Origin of the sequence: Mesorhizobium sp. M1312 (genome assembly GCF_040318115.1) — a bacterium.
Classification (GTDB): Bacteria; Pseudomonadota; Alphaproteobacteria; order Rhizobiales; family Rhizobiaceae; genus Mesorhizobium.
The window spans coordinates 182,118-201,161 of sequence record NZ_JAMYLQ010000006.1 but is presented as its reverse complement, the minus strand read 5'-3'; the positions used below and the strand labels follow the sequence as shown (position 1 = coordinate 201,161).

15 protein-coding genes are annotated in these 19,044 nt (G+C 63.1%); 7 read left to right on the top strand and 8 right to left on the bottom strand.

Features of this window, described 5'->3' with window-relative positions; genetic code table 11:
• Positions 1-22 precede the first annotated feature (22 nt).
• Together mscL and NKH36_RS10525 are read left to right on the top strand one after the other, a co-directional pair.
• On the top strand, positions 23-445 hold the full coding sequence (mscL, locus tag NKH36_RS10530) for a large conductance mechanosensitive channel protein MscL (protein WP_352961690.1): 423 nt from the start codon (positions 23-25) through the stop codon (positions 443-445).
• 111 nt (positions 446-556) lie between these two features.
• Positions 557-1,723: a pyridoxal phosphate-dependent aminotransferase gene (locus NKH36_RS10525; protein WP_352961687.1), complete on the top strand. Its 1,167-nt coding sequence runs from the start codon at positions 557-559 to the stop codon at positions 1,721-1,723.
• A 326-nt stretch (positions 1,724-2,049) separates the two neighbouring features.
• On the opposite strand, the gene hemA is transcribed toward NKH36_RS10525, so the two are convergent.
• Positions 2,050-3,327: a 5-aminolevulinate synthase gene (gene hemA, locus NKH36_RS10520; protein ID WP_352961685.1), complete on the bottom strand. Its 1,278-nt coding sequence runs from the start codon at positions 3,325-3,327 to the stop codon at positions 2,050-2,052.
• Positions 3,328-3,604: 277 nt separating this feature from the next.
• Here hemA and galE point away from each other — a divergent pair, with 277 nt between their 5' ends.
• From galE to NKH36_RS10505, 3 genes are all read left to right on the top strand, one after another.
• Positions 3,605-4,600 (top strand): UDP-glucose 4-epimerase GalE, encoded by a 996-nt coding sequence (gene galE / locus NKH36_RS10515; RefSeq protein ID WP_352961683.1) that lies wholly within the window; start codon positions 3,605-3,607, stop codon positions 4,598-4,600.
• A 101-nt stretch (positions 4,601-4,701) separates the two neighbouring features.
• Positions 4,702-5,952, top strand: coding sequence for a D-amino acid dehydrogenase (locus tag NKH36_RS10510; protein ID WP_352961681.1), 1,251 nt, complete (start codon positions 4,702-4,704; stop codon positions 5,950-5,952).
• A gap of 3 nt (positions 5,953-5,955) precedes the next feature.
• Positions 5,956-7,782 carry an alanine racemase gene (locus NKH36_RS10505; RefSeq protein ID WP_352961678.1) on the top strand — a complete coding sequence of 609 codons (1,827 nt, stop codon included), beginning with the start codon at positions 5,956-5,958 and terminating at the stop codon, positions 7,780-7,782.
• Here NKH36_RS10505 and NKH36_RS10500 read toward each other — a convergent pair whose 3' ends face one another.
• From NKH36_RS10500 to NKH36_RS10470, 7 genes are all read right to left on the bottom strand, one after another.
• Complete coding sequence (locus tag NKH36_RS10500; RefSeq protein WP_352961676.1) at positions 7,783-9,153, bottom strand: FGGY-family carbohydrate kinase; 1,371 nt, start codon at positions 9,151-9,153, stop codon at positions 7,783-7,785.
• Positions 9,150-9,467 (bottom strand): L-rhamnose mutarotase, encoded by a 318-nt coding sequence (locus NKH36_RS10495; RefSeq protein ID WP_352961673.1) that lies wholly within the window; start codon positions 9,465-9,467, stop codon positions 9,150-9,152. The genes NKH36_RS10500 and NKH36_RS10495 overlap by 4 nt, the downstream gene beginning before the upstream one ends.
• Entirely contained in the window at positions 9,467-10,468 is a 1,002-nt protein-coding gene (locus NKH36_RS10490; protein ID WP_352961670.1) for an ABC transporter permease, read from the bottom strand. The genes NKH36_RS10495 and NKH36_RS10490 overlap by 1 nt, the downstream gene beginning before the upstream one ends.
• Positions 10,465-11,442 (bottom strand): ABC transporter permease, encoded by a 978-nt coding sequence (locus tag NKH36_RS10485; RefSeq protein ID WP_352961668.1) that lies wholly within the window; start codon positions 11,440-11,442, stop codon positions 10,465-10,467. Before NKH36_RS10485 ends, NKH36_RS10490 begins: the two co-directional genes overlap by 4 nt.
• Positions 11,439-12,980 carry a sugar ABC transporter ATP-binding protein gene (locus NKH36_RS10480; protein ID WP_352961665.1) on the bottom strand — a complete coding sequence of 514 codons (1,542 nt, stop codon included), beginning with the start codon at positions 12,978-12,980 and terminating at the stop codon, positions 11,439-11,441. The genes NKH36_RS10485 and NKH36_RS10480 overlap by 4 nt, the downstream gene beginning before the upstream one ends.
• Positions 12,981-13,064: 84 nt before the next feature.
• The gene (gene rhaS, locus NKH36_RS10475; RefSeq protein ID WP_352961662.1) at positions 13,065-14,060 is read right to left on the bottom strand and encodes a rhamnose ABC transporter substrate-binding protein; all 996 of its coding nucleotides are present in this window, start codon (positions 14,058-14,060) and stop codon (positions 13,065-13,067) included.
• Positions 14,061-14,115: 55 nt separating this feature from the next.
• Positions 14,116-14,925 (bottom strand): DeoR/GlpR family DNA-binding transcription regulator, encoded by an 810-nt coding sequence (locus NKH36_RS10470; RefSeq protein WP_123146601.1) that lies wholly within the window; start codon positions 14,923-14,925, stop codon positions 14,116-14,118.
• A 235-nt stretch (positions 14,926-15,160) separates the two neighbouring features.
• Between NKH36_RS10470 and NKH36_RS10465 the strand changes: the two genes are divergently transcribed.
• Complete coding sequence (locus NKH36_RS10465; protein WP_352961659.1) at positions 15,161-17,263, top strand: bifunctional rhamnulose-1-phosphate aldolase/short-chain dehydrogenase; 2,103 nt, start codon at positions 15,161-15,163, stop codon at positions 17,261-17,263.
• A 158-nt stretch (positions 17,264-17,421) separates the two neighbouring features.
• Complete coding sequence (rhaI, locus tag NKH36_RS10460) at positions 17,422-18,714, top strand: L-rhamnose catabolism isomerase (RefSeq protein ID WP_352961656.1); 1,293 nt, start codon at positions 17,422-17,424, stop codon at positions 18,712-18,714.
• Positions 18,715-19,044 lie beyond the last annotated feature (330 nt).

The window sequence follows — 19,044 nt, the reverse complement described above, 5'->3', positions numbered from 1 at the left end:
CCGCCAGGACAAGGAGGGTCGAATGCTGAAAGAATTCCAGGAATTCATTTCCCGGGGCAATGTCATGGACCTGGCCGTCGCCGTCATCATCGGCGCGGCCTTCAGCAAGATCGTCGATTCACTGGTCAACGACATCATCATGCCGATAATCGGGGCGATTTTCGGCGGACTCGACTTCAACAATTATTTCCTGCCCTTGTCCTCAGCCGTCAACGCCACGTCGCTGGCGGACGCCAAGAAGCAGGGCGCAGTCTTCGCCTATGGCAGTTTCATCACCGTCGCGCTGAACTTCATCATTCTCGCCTTTATTATCTTCCTGATGATCAAGGCCGTGAACAATCTGCGCCAGCGGCTGGAACGTGAGAAGCCAGCTGCGCCTGCTGCCCCGCCGCCCGCCGACGTTGCGCTGCTCACCGAAATTCGCGATCTCCTCGCCAGGAAATAGTCCGAAGGCACATTCCCTGGACCAAAACCCCGGTCGTTTTCGGCCGGGGTTTCCTATTTTCGCCTGTCGCAAAACACGCTAGCAGTCCAGAAGACGAAAACGGATCTATCCATGACCTTGATCGAGAATTTGCGCGCCGAGGCCCGGGCCGCGCCGGAAAGCGGCATTGTCGCCGTCATGAACCGCGGCCGCGACCGCGACGGCATGATCCCGCTCTGGGCCGGCGAGGGCGACCTGCCGACGCCCGCCTTCATCACCGATGCCTCTGCCCGGGCGCTGGCCGGCGGCGAGACCTTCTATACCTGGCAGAAAGGCATCCCCGAGCTGCGGCAGGCGCTCGCCCGCTACTACATCAGGCATTTCGGCAAGAGCTTCGCCGAGGAAGAATTCATCGTCACCGGCTCGGGCATGCATGCCATCCAGTTGGCGATCGATGCCGTCGCCGGGCAGGGGGACGAACTCGTCTATCTATCGCCGGCCTGGCCGAATTTCGCCGCAGCAGCCGGCGTGGCGGGCGCCGTCCCGGTCGCTGTCACGCTCGACCAGTCCGGCAATGGCTGGTCCTGCGACGTCGGCAAGATCGAGGCGGCGATCACGCCAAGGACAAAGGCGCTGTTCGTCAATACACCGTCCAACCCGACCGGCTGGACCGCCGACAGGGAGACGCTGCAGGCGATCCTCGATCTTGCCCGCGAAAGGGGCCAGTGGATCATCGCCGACGAGATCTATTCCCTGTTCCACTACGGCGATAGCCGCGCGCCGTCTTTCATCGATATCATGGCCGACGAGGATCGCATTCTGTTCGTCAACAGCTTTTCCAAGAACTGGGCGATGACCGGCTGGCGGGTCGGCTGGATCAAGACCCATCCTTCGCTGCAGCAGGTGTTCGAGAACCTGGTCCAGTATTCGACCTCCGGCGTTGCCCAGTTCATGCAGCGCGGCGCGGTCGTCGCGCTCGATGAAGGCGATGCCTTCATCGTCGAGCAGGTGGAGCGGGCGAGGGCGGCGCGTGACCTGGTCTGCGGCATCCTGGCTGCGACCGGGAGGGCACGCTTCACCGTGCCGCAGGGCGCGTTCTATCTGTTCTTCGCGGTCCACGGCGTCACCGATTCACGCGCCGCCGCCTTCAATATCGTCGACCGCGCCAATGTCGGTCTGGCGCCCGGAACCGCATTCGGTCCCGGCGGCGAAGCCTTCCTCAGGCTATGCTTCCACCGCCGCCTCGACCAGCTCGAGGAAGCCGCGCACCGGCTGGCGAAATGGATGACGAGCGTGTGAGGTTCAGGGTCCGCTCGAGCCGGATACAAGTGCAAGCAACCTGGATCGGTGCATTCCTCGGCCACTATAACGGCATGGATCCTAGGGTCTGCGCTCCGCTTCGCGTTCGCTCCGCCCTAGGATGATGAAGCGAGGGGAGGTTTCCAGCCAATCTCCGACGTCCGCGATTTGCCTTATGCCATCACGCGTTCGTCATCCTAGGGCGGAGCAGGAGCGAAGCGACGTCACGGAGACCCTAGGATCCATGCCGTGACCTTCGAATGCCGCGGGTCGAAGAAGAAGACGGCACCGGGAGCGGAGACCGCCATCATGCCCTCGGCTGAAGCTCAGCCGCCGGACTTCGGCACCAGCAGCGGAATGACGCGGTCGCTTTCCCTCACGGCCGGCCGGCCCGCAGAACCGTACGAGATACCCAAAGCATCCCAGGTCTCGACCAGCGCGTCCTGAAGTTCCGCGATCAATTGATCCGAATGGAACGGCGTCGGCGTGATGCGCAGCCGTTCGGTGCCGCGCGGCACGGTCGGGTAGTTGATCGGCTGGATGTAGATGCCGTGGATGCCGAGCAGGCGGTCGCTGGCCATCTTGCAGAGCTCGGGATCGCCGACGAGCAGCGGCACGATGTGGGTAGCGGAGTCCATCACCGGCAGGCCGGCGGCGGTAAGAACCTGCTTGGTCCGCGTCGCCTGCCGCTGCTGCGCGTCGCGTTCGGCCTGAGAGCGCTTCAGATGCCGGATCGACGTGGTCGCCGCGGCGGCGATGGCCGGCGGCAGCGCCGTGGTGAAAATGAAGCCCGGCGCATAGGAGCGCACGGCATCGATCACGGCACTTGTGCCGGTGATATAGCCGCCGAGCGTGCCGAACGCCTTGGCCAGCGTGCCTTCGATGATGTCGATACGGTCGGCCAGCCCTTCGCGCTCGGTGATGCCGCCACCGCGAGGTCCGTACATGCCGACGGCATGGACCTCATCGATATAGGTCATGGCGTTGTAGCGCTCGGCAAGATCGACGATCTGCTTGATCGGCGCGATGTCGCCGTCCATCGAATAGACGCTCTCGAAAACGATCAGCTTGGCGCGTTCGCGGCCCGCCGCCTGCAGCAGGCTTTCGAGATGTGCAACGTCGTTGTGGCGGAAGATCTTCTTCTCGGCACCCGAACGCCGCACGCCTTCGATCATCGAGGCGTGGTTCAACTCGTCCGAAACGATCAGACAGTTGGGCAGAAGCCGCGCAATGGTCGAAATCGAGGCTTCGTTGGAGACGAAGCCGGAGGTGAAGACGAGTGCGGCTTCCTTGTCGTGCAGGTCGGCCAGTTCGAGTTCGAGCTCGACCAGCGGATTGCTGGTGCCGGAGATGTTGCGGGTGCCACCGGCGCCAGATCCCATCTTGCCGGCGGCGTTCTGCATCGCCGCGATGACGTCTGGATGCTGGCCCATGCCGAGGTAGTCGTTGGAGCACCAGACGGTGATTTCCTGGGCGCGGCCGTTGGCGCGCCAGATGGCGCGTGGGAATTTCCCCACGATGCGCTCGAGGTCGGCGAAGATGCGATAGCGACGCTCGGCGTGGAGCTGGTCGATCGCGTCTTCGAAGAACCGCTGATAGTTCATTTCGGCTTCCCAATTTTTGCGTGGGATCATAATCATTGCCCTATTCGACGTCTACTTGGCCTTTTTGGTCAAAATGCCACGCCCCAAGCCTGTTCCTAACGACCACGGATCATGGCCTATTCCCTTGATGTGCATGAATTTTGTTTCAAGACGATGCCACGCGCCGGCGAGACTGGTTACCGCAGGCACGAATGGTACTAATGATCTAATGGCAGGCTTTGCCAGTAAGGCGGGCGTTGAGACAGTTTCCGATAAATCTTGAGCAGCGAGGACGCGGATGACGGTTTTGGTGACAGGCGGCGCCGGCTATATCGGCAGCCATATGGTCTGGGAGCTGCTGGACGCGGGCAACAGCGTCGTCGTCCTCGACCGGCTTTCGACCGGCTTCGAGTGGGCGGTGGCGCCCGAGGCAAAGCTGGTCGTCGGCGATGTCGCCGACAAGGAGCTGGTCGGTTCGATCATCCGCGACAACAAGGTCGATGCGATCATCCATTTCGCCGGCTCCATCGTGGTTCCCGAATCGGTCGCCGACCCGCTCGGCTATTACGAGAACAACACCTGCAAAACGCGCACGCTGATCGAGACCGCGGTGCGCGAAGGCGTGCCCAATTTCATCTTTTCCTCGACCGCCGCCGTCTATGGCGGCGCCGGGCTGGAGCCGGTGCGCGAGGATGCCCGCCTTGCACCGGAATCGCCCTACGGCCTGTCAAAGCTGATGAGCGAATGGATGCTGCGCGACGCGGCAATCGCCTATGGTTTGCGCTATACGGCGCTGCGCTACTTCAACGTCGCCGGCGCCGATCCGAAGGGCCGCACCGGCCAGTCGACGCCGGGCGCCACGCATCTGATCAAGGTCGCCGCCGAGACGGCGCTCGGCAAGCGACCGTTCATGCAGGTGTTCGGCACCGACTATCCGACACCCGACGGCACCTGCATGCGCGACTATATCCATGTCACCGATCTGGCGGCGGCGCATCGGCTGGCGCTGGAACGGCTGCGCGCCGGCGGGACAAGCCTCGTCGCCAATTGCGGCTACAGTCACGGCTATTCGGTGCTCGAGGTGATCGACAGCGTGCGCCGGGTCTTCGGTTATGATTTCGAGGTGCGGATGGGCGAGCGCCGTCCGGGCGACGCCGCGGCTGTGGTTGCCAATTCGGAGCTGGCGCGCCGCGAACTCGGCTGGACCCCGCAGCGCGACGACCTCGACCTGATCGTCGCCGACGCGCTTGCCTGGGAGCGCATTCTGACCGGCAAGAATTCGTCGCGGGGCTGAGACCAAGTTCTTAGCTCGAAAGCTCCACGCAGAAGCGCTATTGAAGGAGCGCACGGCGAAGCGTGGAGGCGTTTCGGCCGTAATTGATCCTTGGGGGCGGCATGAAGGTATTGGTCCTTGGGGCTGGCGTTGTCGGTACGGCCGCCGCCTATTATCTGGCGAGCGACGGCCACGACGTGACTGTCATCGAGCGCCATCCGGCAGCGGCGCGCGGCACCAGCCAATCGAATGCCGGGCTGGTGTCGCCCGGCGACGCCACCGCCTGGGCCTCGCCCGCTGCGCTGAAGACGTTCCTGCGCGCGCTCTACAACCACGATCTCGGCATCAAGGTGCGGCTGCGCTTCGATCCTTATTTCTTCGCCTGGAGCCTGCGCTTCCTGCGCCAGTGCACGCATGCGCGCCTGCGCGCCAACACCGATATCAAGCTGCGCCTGGCGCTCTATTCGCGCGAGTGCATCAATGCCATCTCCGCGGACGCCGGCATTCACTACGACGAGCGCAAGAACGGCATTCTCTATTTCTTCCGCTCGCAGCAGAGTTTTGATGCCGGCACCGACAATTACCGCTATCTCGCTAAGCATGGTCTGCCGATCGAGATTGTCGGCCGCGATCGGCTGGTCGAGCTAGAGCCCGGGCTTGCCGGAGCCAAGGATAAGATCGCCGGCGGCGTCTATTCGCCGATCGACCAGACCGGCGACTCCAGCCAGTTCACCCGGAACCTCGCTGCCTATGCCGCCGAGAAACTCGGCGTCCAGTTTCGCTATGGCACGACGGTCGAAGGCCTCGACATCGAAGGCGATCGGGTGCGCGCGGTGATGACCTCCGCCGGCCCTATAACCGGCGACGCCGTGGTCATCTCGATGGGACCTGAAAGCGGCCTGCTCGGTCGCCGCTATGGCATCGATCTGCCGATCTATCCGGTCAAGGGCTACACCGCGACCGTGCCGCTGGAGGACGAGAGCAAGGGGCCGACCATGGGCGGCGCCGATGAGGATCAGCTCATCGCCTATTCCAGGCTCGGCAACAGGCTGCGGCTCGCCTCGACCGCCGAGTTCACCGGCTTCGATCGGACTCACAAGCCAAGCGATTTCGCCGCCATGTTCAGGACCGGCAAGGAGCTTTTTCCCGGCGCCTTCGACGAGAACAAGGCCGAGCTTTGGGCCGGTCTGCGGCCGATGATGCCGAATTCAGTACCTGTGATCGGGCAGGCTCGTTACAAGAATCTCTACCTCGACACCGGCCACGGCCATGTCGGCTGGACCATGGCCTGCGGTTCCGGAAAATTCCTTGCCGATCTGGTCGCCGGCCGCAAGCCGGAGATCGACCCGCAAGGACTGGTCTACAGGAACTAAGCAATGTCGGGACCGCAAGTCGCCATCGACCTTGGCCGCATCGAACGCAATGCACGTACGATCGTCGACCGCTGCGCCCTTTCCGGCATCAAGATCTTCGGCGTCACCAAGGGCACTTGCGGCATGCCGCAGGTAGCGCGCGCCATGCTGCGCGGCGGCGTCGCCGGCATCGCCGAATCGCGCTTCGAAAACATCCGCCGGCTGCGCGACAGCGGCATCAATGCGCCGATCATGCTGCTGCGCAGCCCGCCGATGGCGCGCATCGAGGAGGTGGTTCGCACCGTCGACATCAGCCTGCAATCCGAGCTCGCCACCATTCGCGAGCTATCGCGCATCGCCGAGCGCATGGGCCGCGTCCACGACATCATGCTGATGATCGATCTTGGCGATCTCAGGGAAGGCATCTGGCCGAACGATCTCATCCCGACAGTCGAGCAGATACTGGCGCTCGGGGGCGTTCGCATCGCCGGCATCGGCACCAATCTCGGCTGCTTCGGCGCCATCATGCCGACGGAGGAAAATCTCGGGCAACTTGTCGCCCATGCCTACAAGACCGAGCGCCTGTCCGGCGCAAGGCTGGACTGGATCTCGGGCGGCGCGTCATCGTCGCTGACCCTGCTGCTCGAAGGCAGGCTGCCCGCCGGCATCAACAATCTGCGGGTCGGGGAGGCTATCCTCCAGGGTGGCGTCGAAACCTTCCGCGAGATGCCGTGGGCCGAACTGGAACCCGATGCCTGCCGCCTGACCAGCGACATCATCGAGGTCAAGCTGAAGCCGTCGCGGCCGATCGGCCAATCCGGCTACGACGCTTTCGGCAACCAGCCGGTCTTTCCCGACGAGGGCGACAGGTTGCGTGCCATCGCCAATATCGGCCGCGAGGACGTGTTGATCGAGGGGCTCACCCCGATCGCCAAGGGTGTGCGGGTGCTCGGCGCCTCCAGCGATCATCTGCTGCTCGACGTGACCGACGCCGACCCGCCGCCCGCCGTCGGCGACCGTGTGGCCTTCCGCATGAGCTATGGCGCCATGCTGCTGGCGATGACCTCGGAATATGTCGAAAAGGCCCCGATGCACGACGTCGAGAATTTTTCCGGCCGCAAAATGATGTCGATATCAGCCGAACCGGTCGCCGCCGGCATCCTCGCCAGGGAAGCGACCGGCGCCCGGCTGGAGGCGATGAATTTCGATGTCGTCGAACTGGCCGATATCGAGCGGCCACCGTCCGGCCTGATCCGCCTCACCGCCGGCAGTGACCGGCGCATCGCCCACAAGGCGCTGACGACGACGGCGCGGGCGACGCACTCCTTCGGTTTGATCTGGATCGATTCCATCGCCGCGCTGATGCCGGAGGACGAGGACGGCATCGACCTGCCGGAACGTTCGGTGCTGGCGCGGGCGCTCAGCCTCGATCACAAGCCCGGCGCGCTGCAGCCGCAGCTGTCGCCGGAAAACGTCGTCATCGTCGGTTTGCGCCATGCCGATCCGGCCGAGGCCCGGGTGCTGAAGGATTCGCGGGTCTCCGCCTTCACCATGACCGATATCGACGCTATGGGCATGCGCGACCTGATGCACGAGGCGATCCGCATCGCCACCTCCGGCACGCAGGGCTTCCATGTCAGCTATTCGCCTGAGGTGACCGAATTCGCCGGTTGGGCGGCTGGCTCCGGCGGCATCACGGTGCGCGAAACGCATCAGGCGATGGAGGCGATCGCGCTGTCCGGCGGGCTGTCGTCGATGGACGTCTCCGGCCTGACCGCCGATCTTGACCCGCGGATTGCGACAGACACCGTCAACTTCGTCATGTCGGCTTTCGGCAAGCGGATTTTGTGATCAGCCTCGCGCCTCGACCGCCGCGCGCCATGAGCGTGCGTAATCCGCCCAGGCTGGGTCGGCCGGCGGTTCGATCCTTTCGCCGTTGCCTTGGACCATTCTTTGATCCGACGCCAGCAAGGCAGCGCCGATGCTGGTGCCGGTCGCTGCCTCGGACGCTATGACGGCACGCGCCGTCGCCGCAGCCAGCATGCTCGTGAAAGCCCGGTCGCGGGCGAACGGGCCCTCGACGATGGTCGAGCCATCGGCGCCGATCAGATCGAGGCAGGTCGCGGTCATCAGCGCCAGGTAGAAAGAGACGGCGGCAAAGCGCTGGCCGTTGTTGATGCCGTCGGCGTTGAGCCATGCGGCGGTGTGATGGGGAAACGGCCCCGAACCCTGTTGCGTCGAAGGCAGCAGGGACGTTTTCCCAGAGAGCACTGTGGCGACATCCGTTTCGGTCCAGTCTTCCGAATGGCCTTCCGTCAGCAGCGAAAACTCGCGGCCGCCCATGAAACGCGCCGAGGGAACCGGATCGCCGAGCGCATTGACATTGACCAATGTATCGCGGGCCGGATCTAGCACGATCATGTTGCCGCCGACGGCCATCGACACCACCCAGGTGCCGGTCGAGACGACCGAGAAAGGCGGTCTGTCGGACAGGAGATGCGGCAGCAGCGAGGCATTGGAATCATGCAGGCCGCAAAACACCGGCGTTTGCGCGTCGAGCCCGGTCCGTGTCGCAAGGGCGGGCAGGATCGGGCCAAGGCGGTGCTTCGCCGGCCGCACCGGCGCCATCAGGCGTCGCCATTCCATCCTGTCAACCAGCGACGAAAAATCCGCCTTCCACGGGTTCCACAGATCCGTGTGGCAGCCGAGCGAGGTCACTTCATTGGCGGCGACGCCGGTCAAACGTAAGGCCCAGTACTGCGGGTACATCAGCATTGCGGCGGTCTCGGCGAACTCCGCCGGAAACTTCCTCTGCTGCCAGAAGAACTGCGCGCCGAGATTGAGGCCGACCGGCAGGCGCGGCGTGCCCGTCTCGGCGAAGGCCGGACGGATCGCCTCATAGCCCTCGGCGAGGGCGTCGGGCCCAGTGAATTCATAGTCGAGCACCGGCAGCGCCAGCTCACCGGCAGCGTCCACCAGCACACCCGTCGCGCCATGGGTGGTGATCGATATCGCATCGATGCGCTGTTCGCGATTGATCCCGGCGAGACTGTCGAGGATAAAGGACCACAGAAGCTCGACATCGTGGTGCGGGTAGGGGCCGTCGGCAACGGGCGCGTTCGCCATGCGGCGCAGCGCGATTTCATGCATATCGGCAAGATCGACCAGCGCCACCTTAGCGTTGGTCTTGCCGATATCGATAACGGCGATGTGGCGGGTCATTCCATATGGAACATTGTTTCCAGCGGCACTGCCACCGGCTCGTTATCAGGCTTGGTCTCCATGATGTCGGCCATCTCGGCCCACCAGCGCTGCATCACTGGGTGCTTCGGCAATTCGTCCATCCCATGGCTATCGCTTCGCCACAGCACGCCGAACAGTATGTTGGTCTCCTCGTCGAGATGGATCGAATAGTCGGAGACGCCGGCCTGTTTGAGCAGCGCGACCAGCGACGGCCGGATGTCGTCATGGCGCCTTTTGTATTCGGCCTTCATCCCCGGATTGAGCTTCATCTTGAACGCGTATTTCTCGGCCATCAGGTGAAGCGCTCCCGACGCACTCGCCGCCAGACGATCGGCAGCGCGATGACGATGATCAGCAGCAGCCCGATGAAGATCGACATGACGATTCCGGGCACATTGAGCAGACCGAGGCCGAAGGTGACCAGCCCCATGATGAAGGCGGCGAGCACCACGCCCACAATGCTGCCGGCGCCGCCCAGGATGCTGACGCCGCCGAGCACCACCATGGTGATGACTTCCAATTCATAGCCTTGCGCGATCGACGGCCGGGTCGAGCCGAGCCGCGAGGTGATCAGCACCGAGGCGATGCCCGCCATCAGGCCGGTCAGGCAGAACAGGATGAATTTGATGCGGCCGACGCGCACGCCGGAAAACTGCGCCGCGACCGGGTTGTTGCCGATGGCGAAGACGCGGCGGCCGAAGCTCGTCCGGTGCAGCACGAACCAGTAGATGACGGCCGCGACGAGGAACAGCGTCAGTTCAAACGACCCCACCCACCAGACATAGCCCTGGCCGAAGAAGGCGAAGCTCGGGGGATAGCCCTTGTAGGCCTGGTCGCCGAGGATGATGAAGGCGATGCCGCGAAACAGGCTCATCGTGCCGATGGTGACGACGATCGATGGCAGGCCGAGCCTAGTGACGAGAAGCCCGTTGAAAGCGCCGCAGCCGAGCCCGACCAGGATACCGATCGCCACCAGCACCGGCGTACCGGCGCCGGCCTGCACCGCCATGCCCATCATCGTCGAAGCCAATGCAATGATGGCGGCGACCGACAGGTCGATCTCGCCTGAAATGATCAGCAGCGCCATGGCGAGCGCGATCAGCGCCTTTTCGGTGAAGTTGAAGGTCAGGTCCGACAGCGACCACGCGTCGAGGAAATAGGGTGAGGCGAAGCTGTTGACGGCAAAGATGGCGACCGCCACCGCGACCAGCAGCGCCTCCCAGGAGAAGATCGCCGAAGTGAATGGCTTGTCGAGCCGGTCGGGAATGTGGCGTGGAGCAGGAGTGTCGGTCATGCCGCTTCCGCCTTTTTGAGGATGATGCGGCCTTGCCGGCGTTCACCGCGCGCATTGAGCACCACGGCCAGGATGATGGCGCTGCCCGAAATAGCCATCTGCCAGAAGGGCGAGATGTTGATGACCGGCAATGCGTTGGAGATGATGCCGAGGAACAGCGCACCGAGAACCGCGCCGCCGACCGAGCCGATGCCGCCGGCGATCGAGATGCCGCCGATGACGCAGGCGGCGATGATGTTGAGCTCGTAGCCATTGGCGACCTCGACCGAGGCGATGACGTAACGCGAGATCCAGAGATAACCGCAGAGACCGCCGACCATTCCCGAGATACAGAAGACGATGAACTTGGTCCGGCCGACATCGATGCCGGCATAGACCGATGCCGTCGGGTTGACGCCGATGGCGTAGATCGAGCGGCCGAGCGCGGTGCGCGTCATCAAGAGAAAGAACAGGGCAATGACCAGTATGGCGATCCACGACAGGACGGGAATGCCGAGGAAAGCCGCGCGCTGCAGGCCGATGAAATCAGGGCTCATCTGATCGGCATTGACCCAGGCGCCGCCTGAAATGACGAAGGTGGCCCCGCGATAGATGGTGAGCGTCCCGAGCGTCACCACGATCGAGGGAATGTTCAGCCGCCATACCAGCAGGCCGTTGATGGCGCCCAGCACCAGGCCGACCAGCAGTGCAATGACGATCAGCAGCGGGATCGGGATTGCCGGATGCGCGGCGTTCAGCATCGCCACCACCATGCCGGTGAAGCAGAGGTTCGAGGCCATCGACAGGTCGATCGAGCGGGTCAGGATCACCACCATCTGACCCAGCGCCAGGATCATCAGGATCGAGGTGTCGTTGAACACCTGGCGCAGATTGCCGGGGGCGGCAAAGCCCGGAAAGCGCATCGAGATCAGCCCGATCAGCAAGACGATGGCCGCGAGCAGCCAGACTTCGCGAAACTTCAGAAGCGCCTTCATGCCGCGATCCCCGCTGCCGTCTTGACCAGCGTTTCCGCGTCGAGCCCCTTATTGTCGTAGACCGAAGCGATGCGCCCCTCGCGCATGACGACGACCCGGTCGGACATGCCGAGGACTTCGGGCAGTTCGGACGAGACCATGATCACCGACAGGCCTTGCGCGACGAGCTCGGCCATGAAGCCGTGCACGGCCGCCTTCGAGCCGATGTCGATGCCTTTGGTCGGCTCGTCGAGGATGATCACCTTCGGCGCGGTCGCCAGCCATTTGGCGATGACGATCTTCTGCTGGTTGCCGCCCGACAGCGTGCCGACGTCCTGGCTCAGCGAAGAGGCGCGCAAATCGAGCCGCTCGGTGTAGGAGCGGGCTAGCGCGAACTCCTCCGCCAGCCGCAGCATGCCCGATTTGGATGTGCGCTTGAGTGAGGGCAGCGAGATATTCTGGAAGATCGGCAGGCCGATCACCACGCCTTGCTTGCCGCGTTCTTCCGGCACGTAGACGATGCCGGCATCGATCGAATCCGCCGCCGATTTCGGCACGATTGTCTTGCCTTCCAGCGTGATCGTGCCGCTGCTAGTGCGGGTGATGCCTGATATTGCCTGCATCACTTCGCTGCGGCCGGCACCGACAAGGCCGTAGAAGCCGAGGATTTCGCCTCTGTGCAGCTCGAAACCGATGTCGTCGAACTCGGTCGGATGCGACAGGCCGGAGACAGTGAGCACCGGCGCGCCGATCTCGGCCTTGCGCTGCGGAAAGATATGATCGACGGCGCGGCCTACCATCATGCGCACGATCTGGCTCTGGCCGGCGTCCCTGATCAGGCCTTCGCCAACCATCTCGCCGTCGCGGAACACCGTATAGCGGTCGGCAATGCGGTAGATCTCGTCGAACTTGTGGCTGATGAACAGGATCGCTTTGCCTTCGCTCTTCAGGAACTCGACCAGCAAGAAGAGCTCCTCGATCTCCTTCAGCGAAAGCGCTGCGGTGGGCTCGTCCATAATCACGATCTGCGCATCGATCGACATGGCGCGGGCGACTGCCACGAGGTGCTTGTTGGCGATGCCGAGATCCTTCAGCCGCGCGTCGGCGTCGATGTGCCCGGCACCCATCGTGTCCAGCACCTCGCGGGCGTTCTTGCGCATGGTGCGCCAGTCGATGGTGCCGAAGCGCGACCGCGGCGCATGGCCGAGAAAGATATTCTCGGCCACCGTCAGATCGTCGAACAGCACGGTTTCCTGATGGATGGCGGTGATGCCGTGCCCGAAGGCGGCATGCGCGCTGGGCAGTGTGACGGCCTGGCCGTCGATGCTGATAGCGCCCGCATCGGGCTGGTAGATGCCGGTCATGATCTTGACCAGCGTCGACTTGCCGGCGCCGTTCTCGCCGATCAGCGCGGTGACCTGGCCGGGGTAGAGCGACAGGCTGACATCGTGCAGCGCGCGCACGCCGGGAAAACTCTTCGAAATGCCGGACAGGGTCAGGCGCGGAGCCGGAGCCAAAGGCTGCTCGGTCGTCAGATTGAGTTGGGCTGTCGTGTCCATAGTCGTATCAAGCCCTGAAGCAAGGTTCGTTTGAAGGTGCGGCGGAACCTGAGCCCCGCCGCGCCGGCTTGAAGGGCTCCAGGATCAATAGATCTTGGAGAACTCTTCGATGTTCGACTTGTCGAACTTGAAAGGCGGAGCCATCGCAGCCGAGTTGGTGTCGTCGAGCGTGACCTTGCCGACACGGCCGATCGACAGCGTCGCACCAGGCTTGGCTTCTTCCTTCTTCACCGCCAGGTCATGGGCGAGGTAGACGGCCGAATAGCCGAGATCGATCGGGTTCCACAGCGCGACCGCTTGGCTGGCGCCATTGTCGATGAACTTCTTGAACTCCGACGGCAGCGCCAGCCCGGTGACGTTGACCTTGCCGATCAGGCCTTGGTCGCTCACCACCTGGGCGGCGGCCACGACGCCGACGGTGGTCGGTGCGATGATCGCTTTGAGGTTCGGATAGGACTTCAGCAGGCCCTTGGCCTCGTCCGTGCTCTTGGCCGAGTCGTCGTCGCCATAGACGGTGGCGACGAGCTTGATCTTGGGGAATTTCTCCGGCAGCATCTTCTTGGCGGCGTCGATCCAGGCGTTCTGGTTGGTCGCGGTGGACGAAGCCGACAGGATGGCGACGTCGCCGCCTTCCGGCAGATAGTCGGCGGCAAGCTTGATGATGGTCTCGCCGATCAGGTTGGTGTCCGAGGGGTTGAGGTGGAGCTGGCGGCCTTCCGGAGCGACGCCCGAATCCCACGAGATGACGGTGATGCCGCGATCCATCGCCTTCTTCAGCGCCGGCACCAGCGCGTCGGCGTCATTGGCCGAAATGGCGATGGCATCGACCTTCTGGGCGATCAGCGAATTGATCACCTCGATCTGGGCTTCGGCGGTGGCCTTGGTCGGGCCGGTGTAGATGATGTCGACGCCGCCGAGTTCCTTGGCCGCCTCTTCGGCACCTTTGTTGGCGGCATCGAAGAAGCCGTTGCCGAGCGACTTCACCACCAGCGCGATCTTGACGTTCTCGGCATAGGCGGCATTCACGAACATGGCGGCGGAGAACGCCGCCGTAACCATCAATTTCCTAAGAAAGCTCATCGAATATCCTCCCTTGAGCGTTGCATTCCATCGCCGCTGCGGGCGTGAGTTGGTTTCAGGCCTGCAGCGAAGATTCTTCCTTATTGCCTAGCGTTGTGCGGGCGACGACCAGCGTCACACCAGCGGCCTCCAACATCTTGGCCTCGCGATCCTCGATGCCGTCGTCGGTGATGACGGTGGCGATGCGCGACAGGCCACACAGGATCAGGCTCGAGCGTTTGCGGAATTTCGACGAGTCGACCAGCACCACCAATTCGTCGGCTTGATCGATCAGTTTCTGCTCGGCCTGGATCAGTAGCGGATCGCCTTCCATCAGGCCGAGTGGCCCGAGCCCTTGCGCGCCCATGAACATGCGGCGCGCATAGAAATTGCGCGTCACGTCATTGTCGAAGGGCGACAGGATGATGTTCTGCTCGCGGTAGATGGTGCCGCCCGACAGCATCACCGTGTTCTTGGAGTGCTTGAGCAGGTGCTCGGCGATCGGAAAGGAATTGGTGAAGATCGGCATGCGGCGGCCAGTCAGGAAATGCACCATCTGGAAGGTGGTGGTGCCGCCATTGATGATGATCGGCTCGCCGTCCTTGCAGAGTTCCACGGCGTCACGCGCGATCGCCCGCTTCTGCGAAGCGTTGATCGTCTCGTTGACGGAAAAGGGCCGGCCGGCAAGGCCGATGAACTGCGGTGGGGTGATCGCTTCGGCGCCGCCACGCACGCGGCGCAGGCGCTTTTGTACATGCAGCGCCGCAATGTCGCGCCGGATCGTCGCCTCGGACGAGTCCGTCAGGTCGACCATCTCCTGCACCGTCACCACAGGCTTTTCCTGGACGGCGGACAAGATGATCCGGTGGCGCTCTTTCTCGTGCATGGTTCCTCCCTGCCTCAGCATCTAGGCACCCAAAACGCGCAGTGTCAATCATTTCCGATCATATAATTCCATTGTGCAGTGCAATATGATCAAACTTGATCGTTTATGATTGACAATGTCGTCGCTTCCGTGGACATTCGACCAAAGCAGACCCGCTATGCGGTGGCATCTGGCCCGCGAAGCGGTGGCAATTGACCGCACCGTTTGCGCGTCTCACGTCACGGGAGGATTACCTATGCTCGACAAGCGCTCCGGCACGCGCCTCGCCAATCTTTGGGATGAGGCGAAAGCCCTGGGAATGAGCGAGCCGGAACGTCTCGTCTATCGCTCGAATGTTCTCGGCTCCGACAAGCGCGTCACCAACTATGGCGGCGGCAATACCTCTTCCAAGATCTGGCAAAAGGATCCCCTCACCGGTGAAAGCGTGGAAGTGCTGTGGGTCAAGGGCTCGGGCGGCGACAGCGCCTCGATCAAGCTCGACGGCTTCGCCACGCTCTACATGGACAAGCTGCGCGCGCTGAAGGGTCTCTATCGCGGCCTCGAGCATGAAGACGAGATGGTCGGCTATCTGCCTCACTGCACCTTCAACCTCAATCCGCGCGCGGCCTCGATCGACACGCCGCTGCACGCCTTCGTGCCGAAGCCCCATGTCGACCACATGCATCCCGACGCCATCATCGCCATTGCCGCCGCCAAGGATTCGAAGGCACTGACCAAGGAGATCTTCGGCGACGCGATCGGCTGGCTGCCATGGAAGCGTCCGGGCTTCGAACTCGGCCTGTGGCTGGAAAAATTCTGCGTCGAGAACCCTGAGGCCAAGGGTGTTGTGCTGGCAAGCCATGGCCTGTTCACCTGGGGCGACACGCCTCAGGAGTGCTACGAGACGACGATCTCGGTGATCAACCAGGCGATCGAATGGTTCGAGCGCAAGTCTGAAGGCAAGCCGATCTTCGGTGGCGCAGTCGTCAAATCGCTCGACGCACCGGCGCGTCGCGCCGTGGCGGCAAAGCTGATGCCGAGGATCCGCGGCCTGATCTCGGAGAAAAGCCACAAGCTTGGCCATTTCGACGATTCGCCCGCCGTGCTGGAATTCGTCAATTCCAAGGATTTGCGCCCGCTGGCGGCACTCGGCACCTCCTGCCCGGACCATTTCCTGCGCACCAAGATCCGGCCGCTGGTCATCGAGTTCGATCCCAAGGCCCCCGATGTCGATGCCGTCATCGCCCGTCTCGCCGACGACGTGGCGGAATATCGCGTTGGCTATCAAGCCTATTACGACAGGTGCAGGCATGTGGATTCGCCACCGGTGCGTGATCCGAACGCCGTGGTCTATCTGATGCCCGGCGTTGGCATGTTCACCTTCGCCGGCGACAAGGCAACGGCGCGCATCTCAGGCGAATTCTACGTCAACGCCATCAACGTCATGCGCGGCGCCTCGACGGTGTCGACCTATGTCGGGCTGCCCGAGCAGGAAGCCTTCGACATCGAGTACTGGCTGCTCGAAGAGGCAAAGCTGCAGCGCCTGCCGAAGCCGAAAGCTCTTGCCGGCCAGATCGCACTGGTCACGGGCGGTGCCGGCGGCATCGGCTGGGCGACGGCCAACCGGCTGCTGCGCGAAGGCGCCTGCGTCGTGCTGGCCGACATCGACGAGGCCGCACTTGCCAGCGCCAATGACGAGCTGGCCAAGGCCTATGGCAAGGATTTCGTGCGACCGCTGGTCATCAATGTCACCGCCGAAGACCAGGTGATCTCTGGCTTCGCCGAGACCGCGGTCGAGTTCGGCGGCATCGATATTCTGGTGTCGAATGCCGGCCTGGCTACCTCGGCGCCGATCGAGGAGACGACGCTGGCGCTGTGGAATAAGAACATGGACATCTTGTCGACCGGCTATTTCCTCGTTTCGCGGGAAGCATTCCGGTTGTTCCGCGCGCAGAAGATCGGCGGCAACGTCGTCTTCGTCGCCTCCAAGAACGGGCTTGCTGCATCGCCCAACGCCGCCGCCTATTGCACGGCCAAAGCCGCCGAGATCCATCTGGCGCGCTGCTTGGCGCTGGAAGGCGCGGAAGCGCAAATCAGGGTCAATGTCGTCAATCCCGACGCCGTGCTGCGCGGCTCGAAGATTTGGACCGGCGAGTGGAAGGAACAGCGCGCCGCCGCCTATAAGATGTCGACTGACGATCTGGAGGAGCATTACCGCTCGCGTTCGATGCTGAAGCGTTCGGTGTTCCCCGAGGACATCGCCGAGGCGATCTATTTCTTCGCCTCCGACATGTCGGCCAAGTCGACCGGCAACATCGTCAATGTCGACGCGGGCAACGCCCAGAGTTTTACGCGATAATAGTTGAAAGCGGCGCTGCCCCTCACCCTTACCCTCCCCGTGAAGAACGGGGAGAGGGGTCGTCAATGCCGGAGCGCTTCCCTTCTCCCCGTCTCTATACGGGGAGAAGGTGCCGGCAGGGGGATGAGGGGCAGCGCCAACGCATTTTGGGAGGAACCATGTCCGAAACCATTATCTCCGCCGACGTCGTCGACAAGGACAATGCCGCGCGCGCGGCCGACCTCAAGCGCGATTACGATTCGCTCGGCGAACGCCTCGACCGTCGAGGCATCGCCATCGACGCTATCCGCGACAAGGTCGAAAAATTTGCCGTGGCAATCCCGTCCTGGGGCGTCGGCACCGGCGGCACCCGCTTTGCCCGTTTTCCTGGCGCCGGCGAGCCGCGCGACATTTTCGACAAGATTGAGGACTGCGCCGTCATCCAGCAGTTGACGCAGGCCACACCCACCGTCTCGCTGCACATTCCGTGGGACAAGGCCGATCCGAGCCGGCTGAAACAGGCGGCCTCCCGCTTCGGCCTCGGCTTCGACGCCATGAATTCGAACACGTTCTCCGACGCCACGGACCAGGAGCTTTCCTATAAGTTCGGCTCGCTATCGCATGCCGATGCCGCAACGCGCCGGCAGGCGGTCGAGCACAATCTCGAATGCATCGAGATCGGCAAGACGTTGGGTTCCAAGGCACTGACGGTATGGATCGGCGATGGCTCGAACTTTCCCGGTCAGGTCAATTTCGCCAAGGCGTTCGAGCGCTATCTCGACGCGATGAAGGAGATCTACGCCGGACTGCCGGATGACTGGAAGCTGTTCACCGAGCACAAGATGTACGAACCGGCTTTCTATTCGACGGTCGTGCAGGATTGGGGCACCAACTACATGATCGCCACCGAATTGGGCGACAAGGCGTTCTGCCTGGTCGACCTCGGCCATCATGCGCCAAACGTCAACATCGAGATGATCGTGTCGCGGCTGATCCAGTTCAAGAAACTAGGCGGCTTCCATTTCAACGATTCGAAATATGGCGACGACGATCTCGACGCCGGCTCGATCGATCCCTACCGGCTGTTCCTCGTCTTCAACGAGCTGGCCGATGCCGAGCTTTCCGGCGCCGAAGGTTTTGATCCGGCTCACATGCTCGACCAGAGCCACAACGTCACCGACCCGATCGAAAGCCTGATGCTGTCGGCAGTCGAGGTGCAGCGCGCCTATGCGCAGGCGCTGCTGGTCGACCGCAAGGCGCTGGAAGGCTTCCAGGACACCAATGACGCGCTGATGGCGATGCAGACGCTGAAAGCCGCCTATCGCACCGACGTCGAGCCGATCCTCGCCATGGCGCGGCTGAACACGGGCGGCGCCATCGATCCGGTCGCCGCCTACCGCGCCGCCGGCTACCGGGCCAAGGTCGGGGCGGAACGGCCGGCGGTTGCGGGCGGCGGCGGCGGGATTGTTTGATGTCGGCCTGAAACGAAAAAACCCGCCTGAGGCGGGTCGCGGCGCAAAATCAGTACCACAAGTAAATCAATATCATAAATGCCGGCACAAAGCAAGAACAAAACGGAAGCATAGGGCTTGCCGTCAACGCGGCGACGCTGACAGGTCACGGCATGGATCCTAGGGTCTCCGCGACGTCGCTTCGCTCCTGCTCCGCCCTAGGATGACGAAGGGAGAGAGGCATCGGCTAATTTCGAACGCCTTCGCTTGTCATCAGCCTCCCTACGCTGCGACGCAACTGCCAAATCTCCCGCCATCTGCGATGAGCTAAAAAGCGCGTCGCGTTTGACC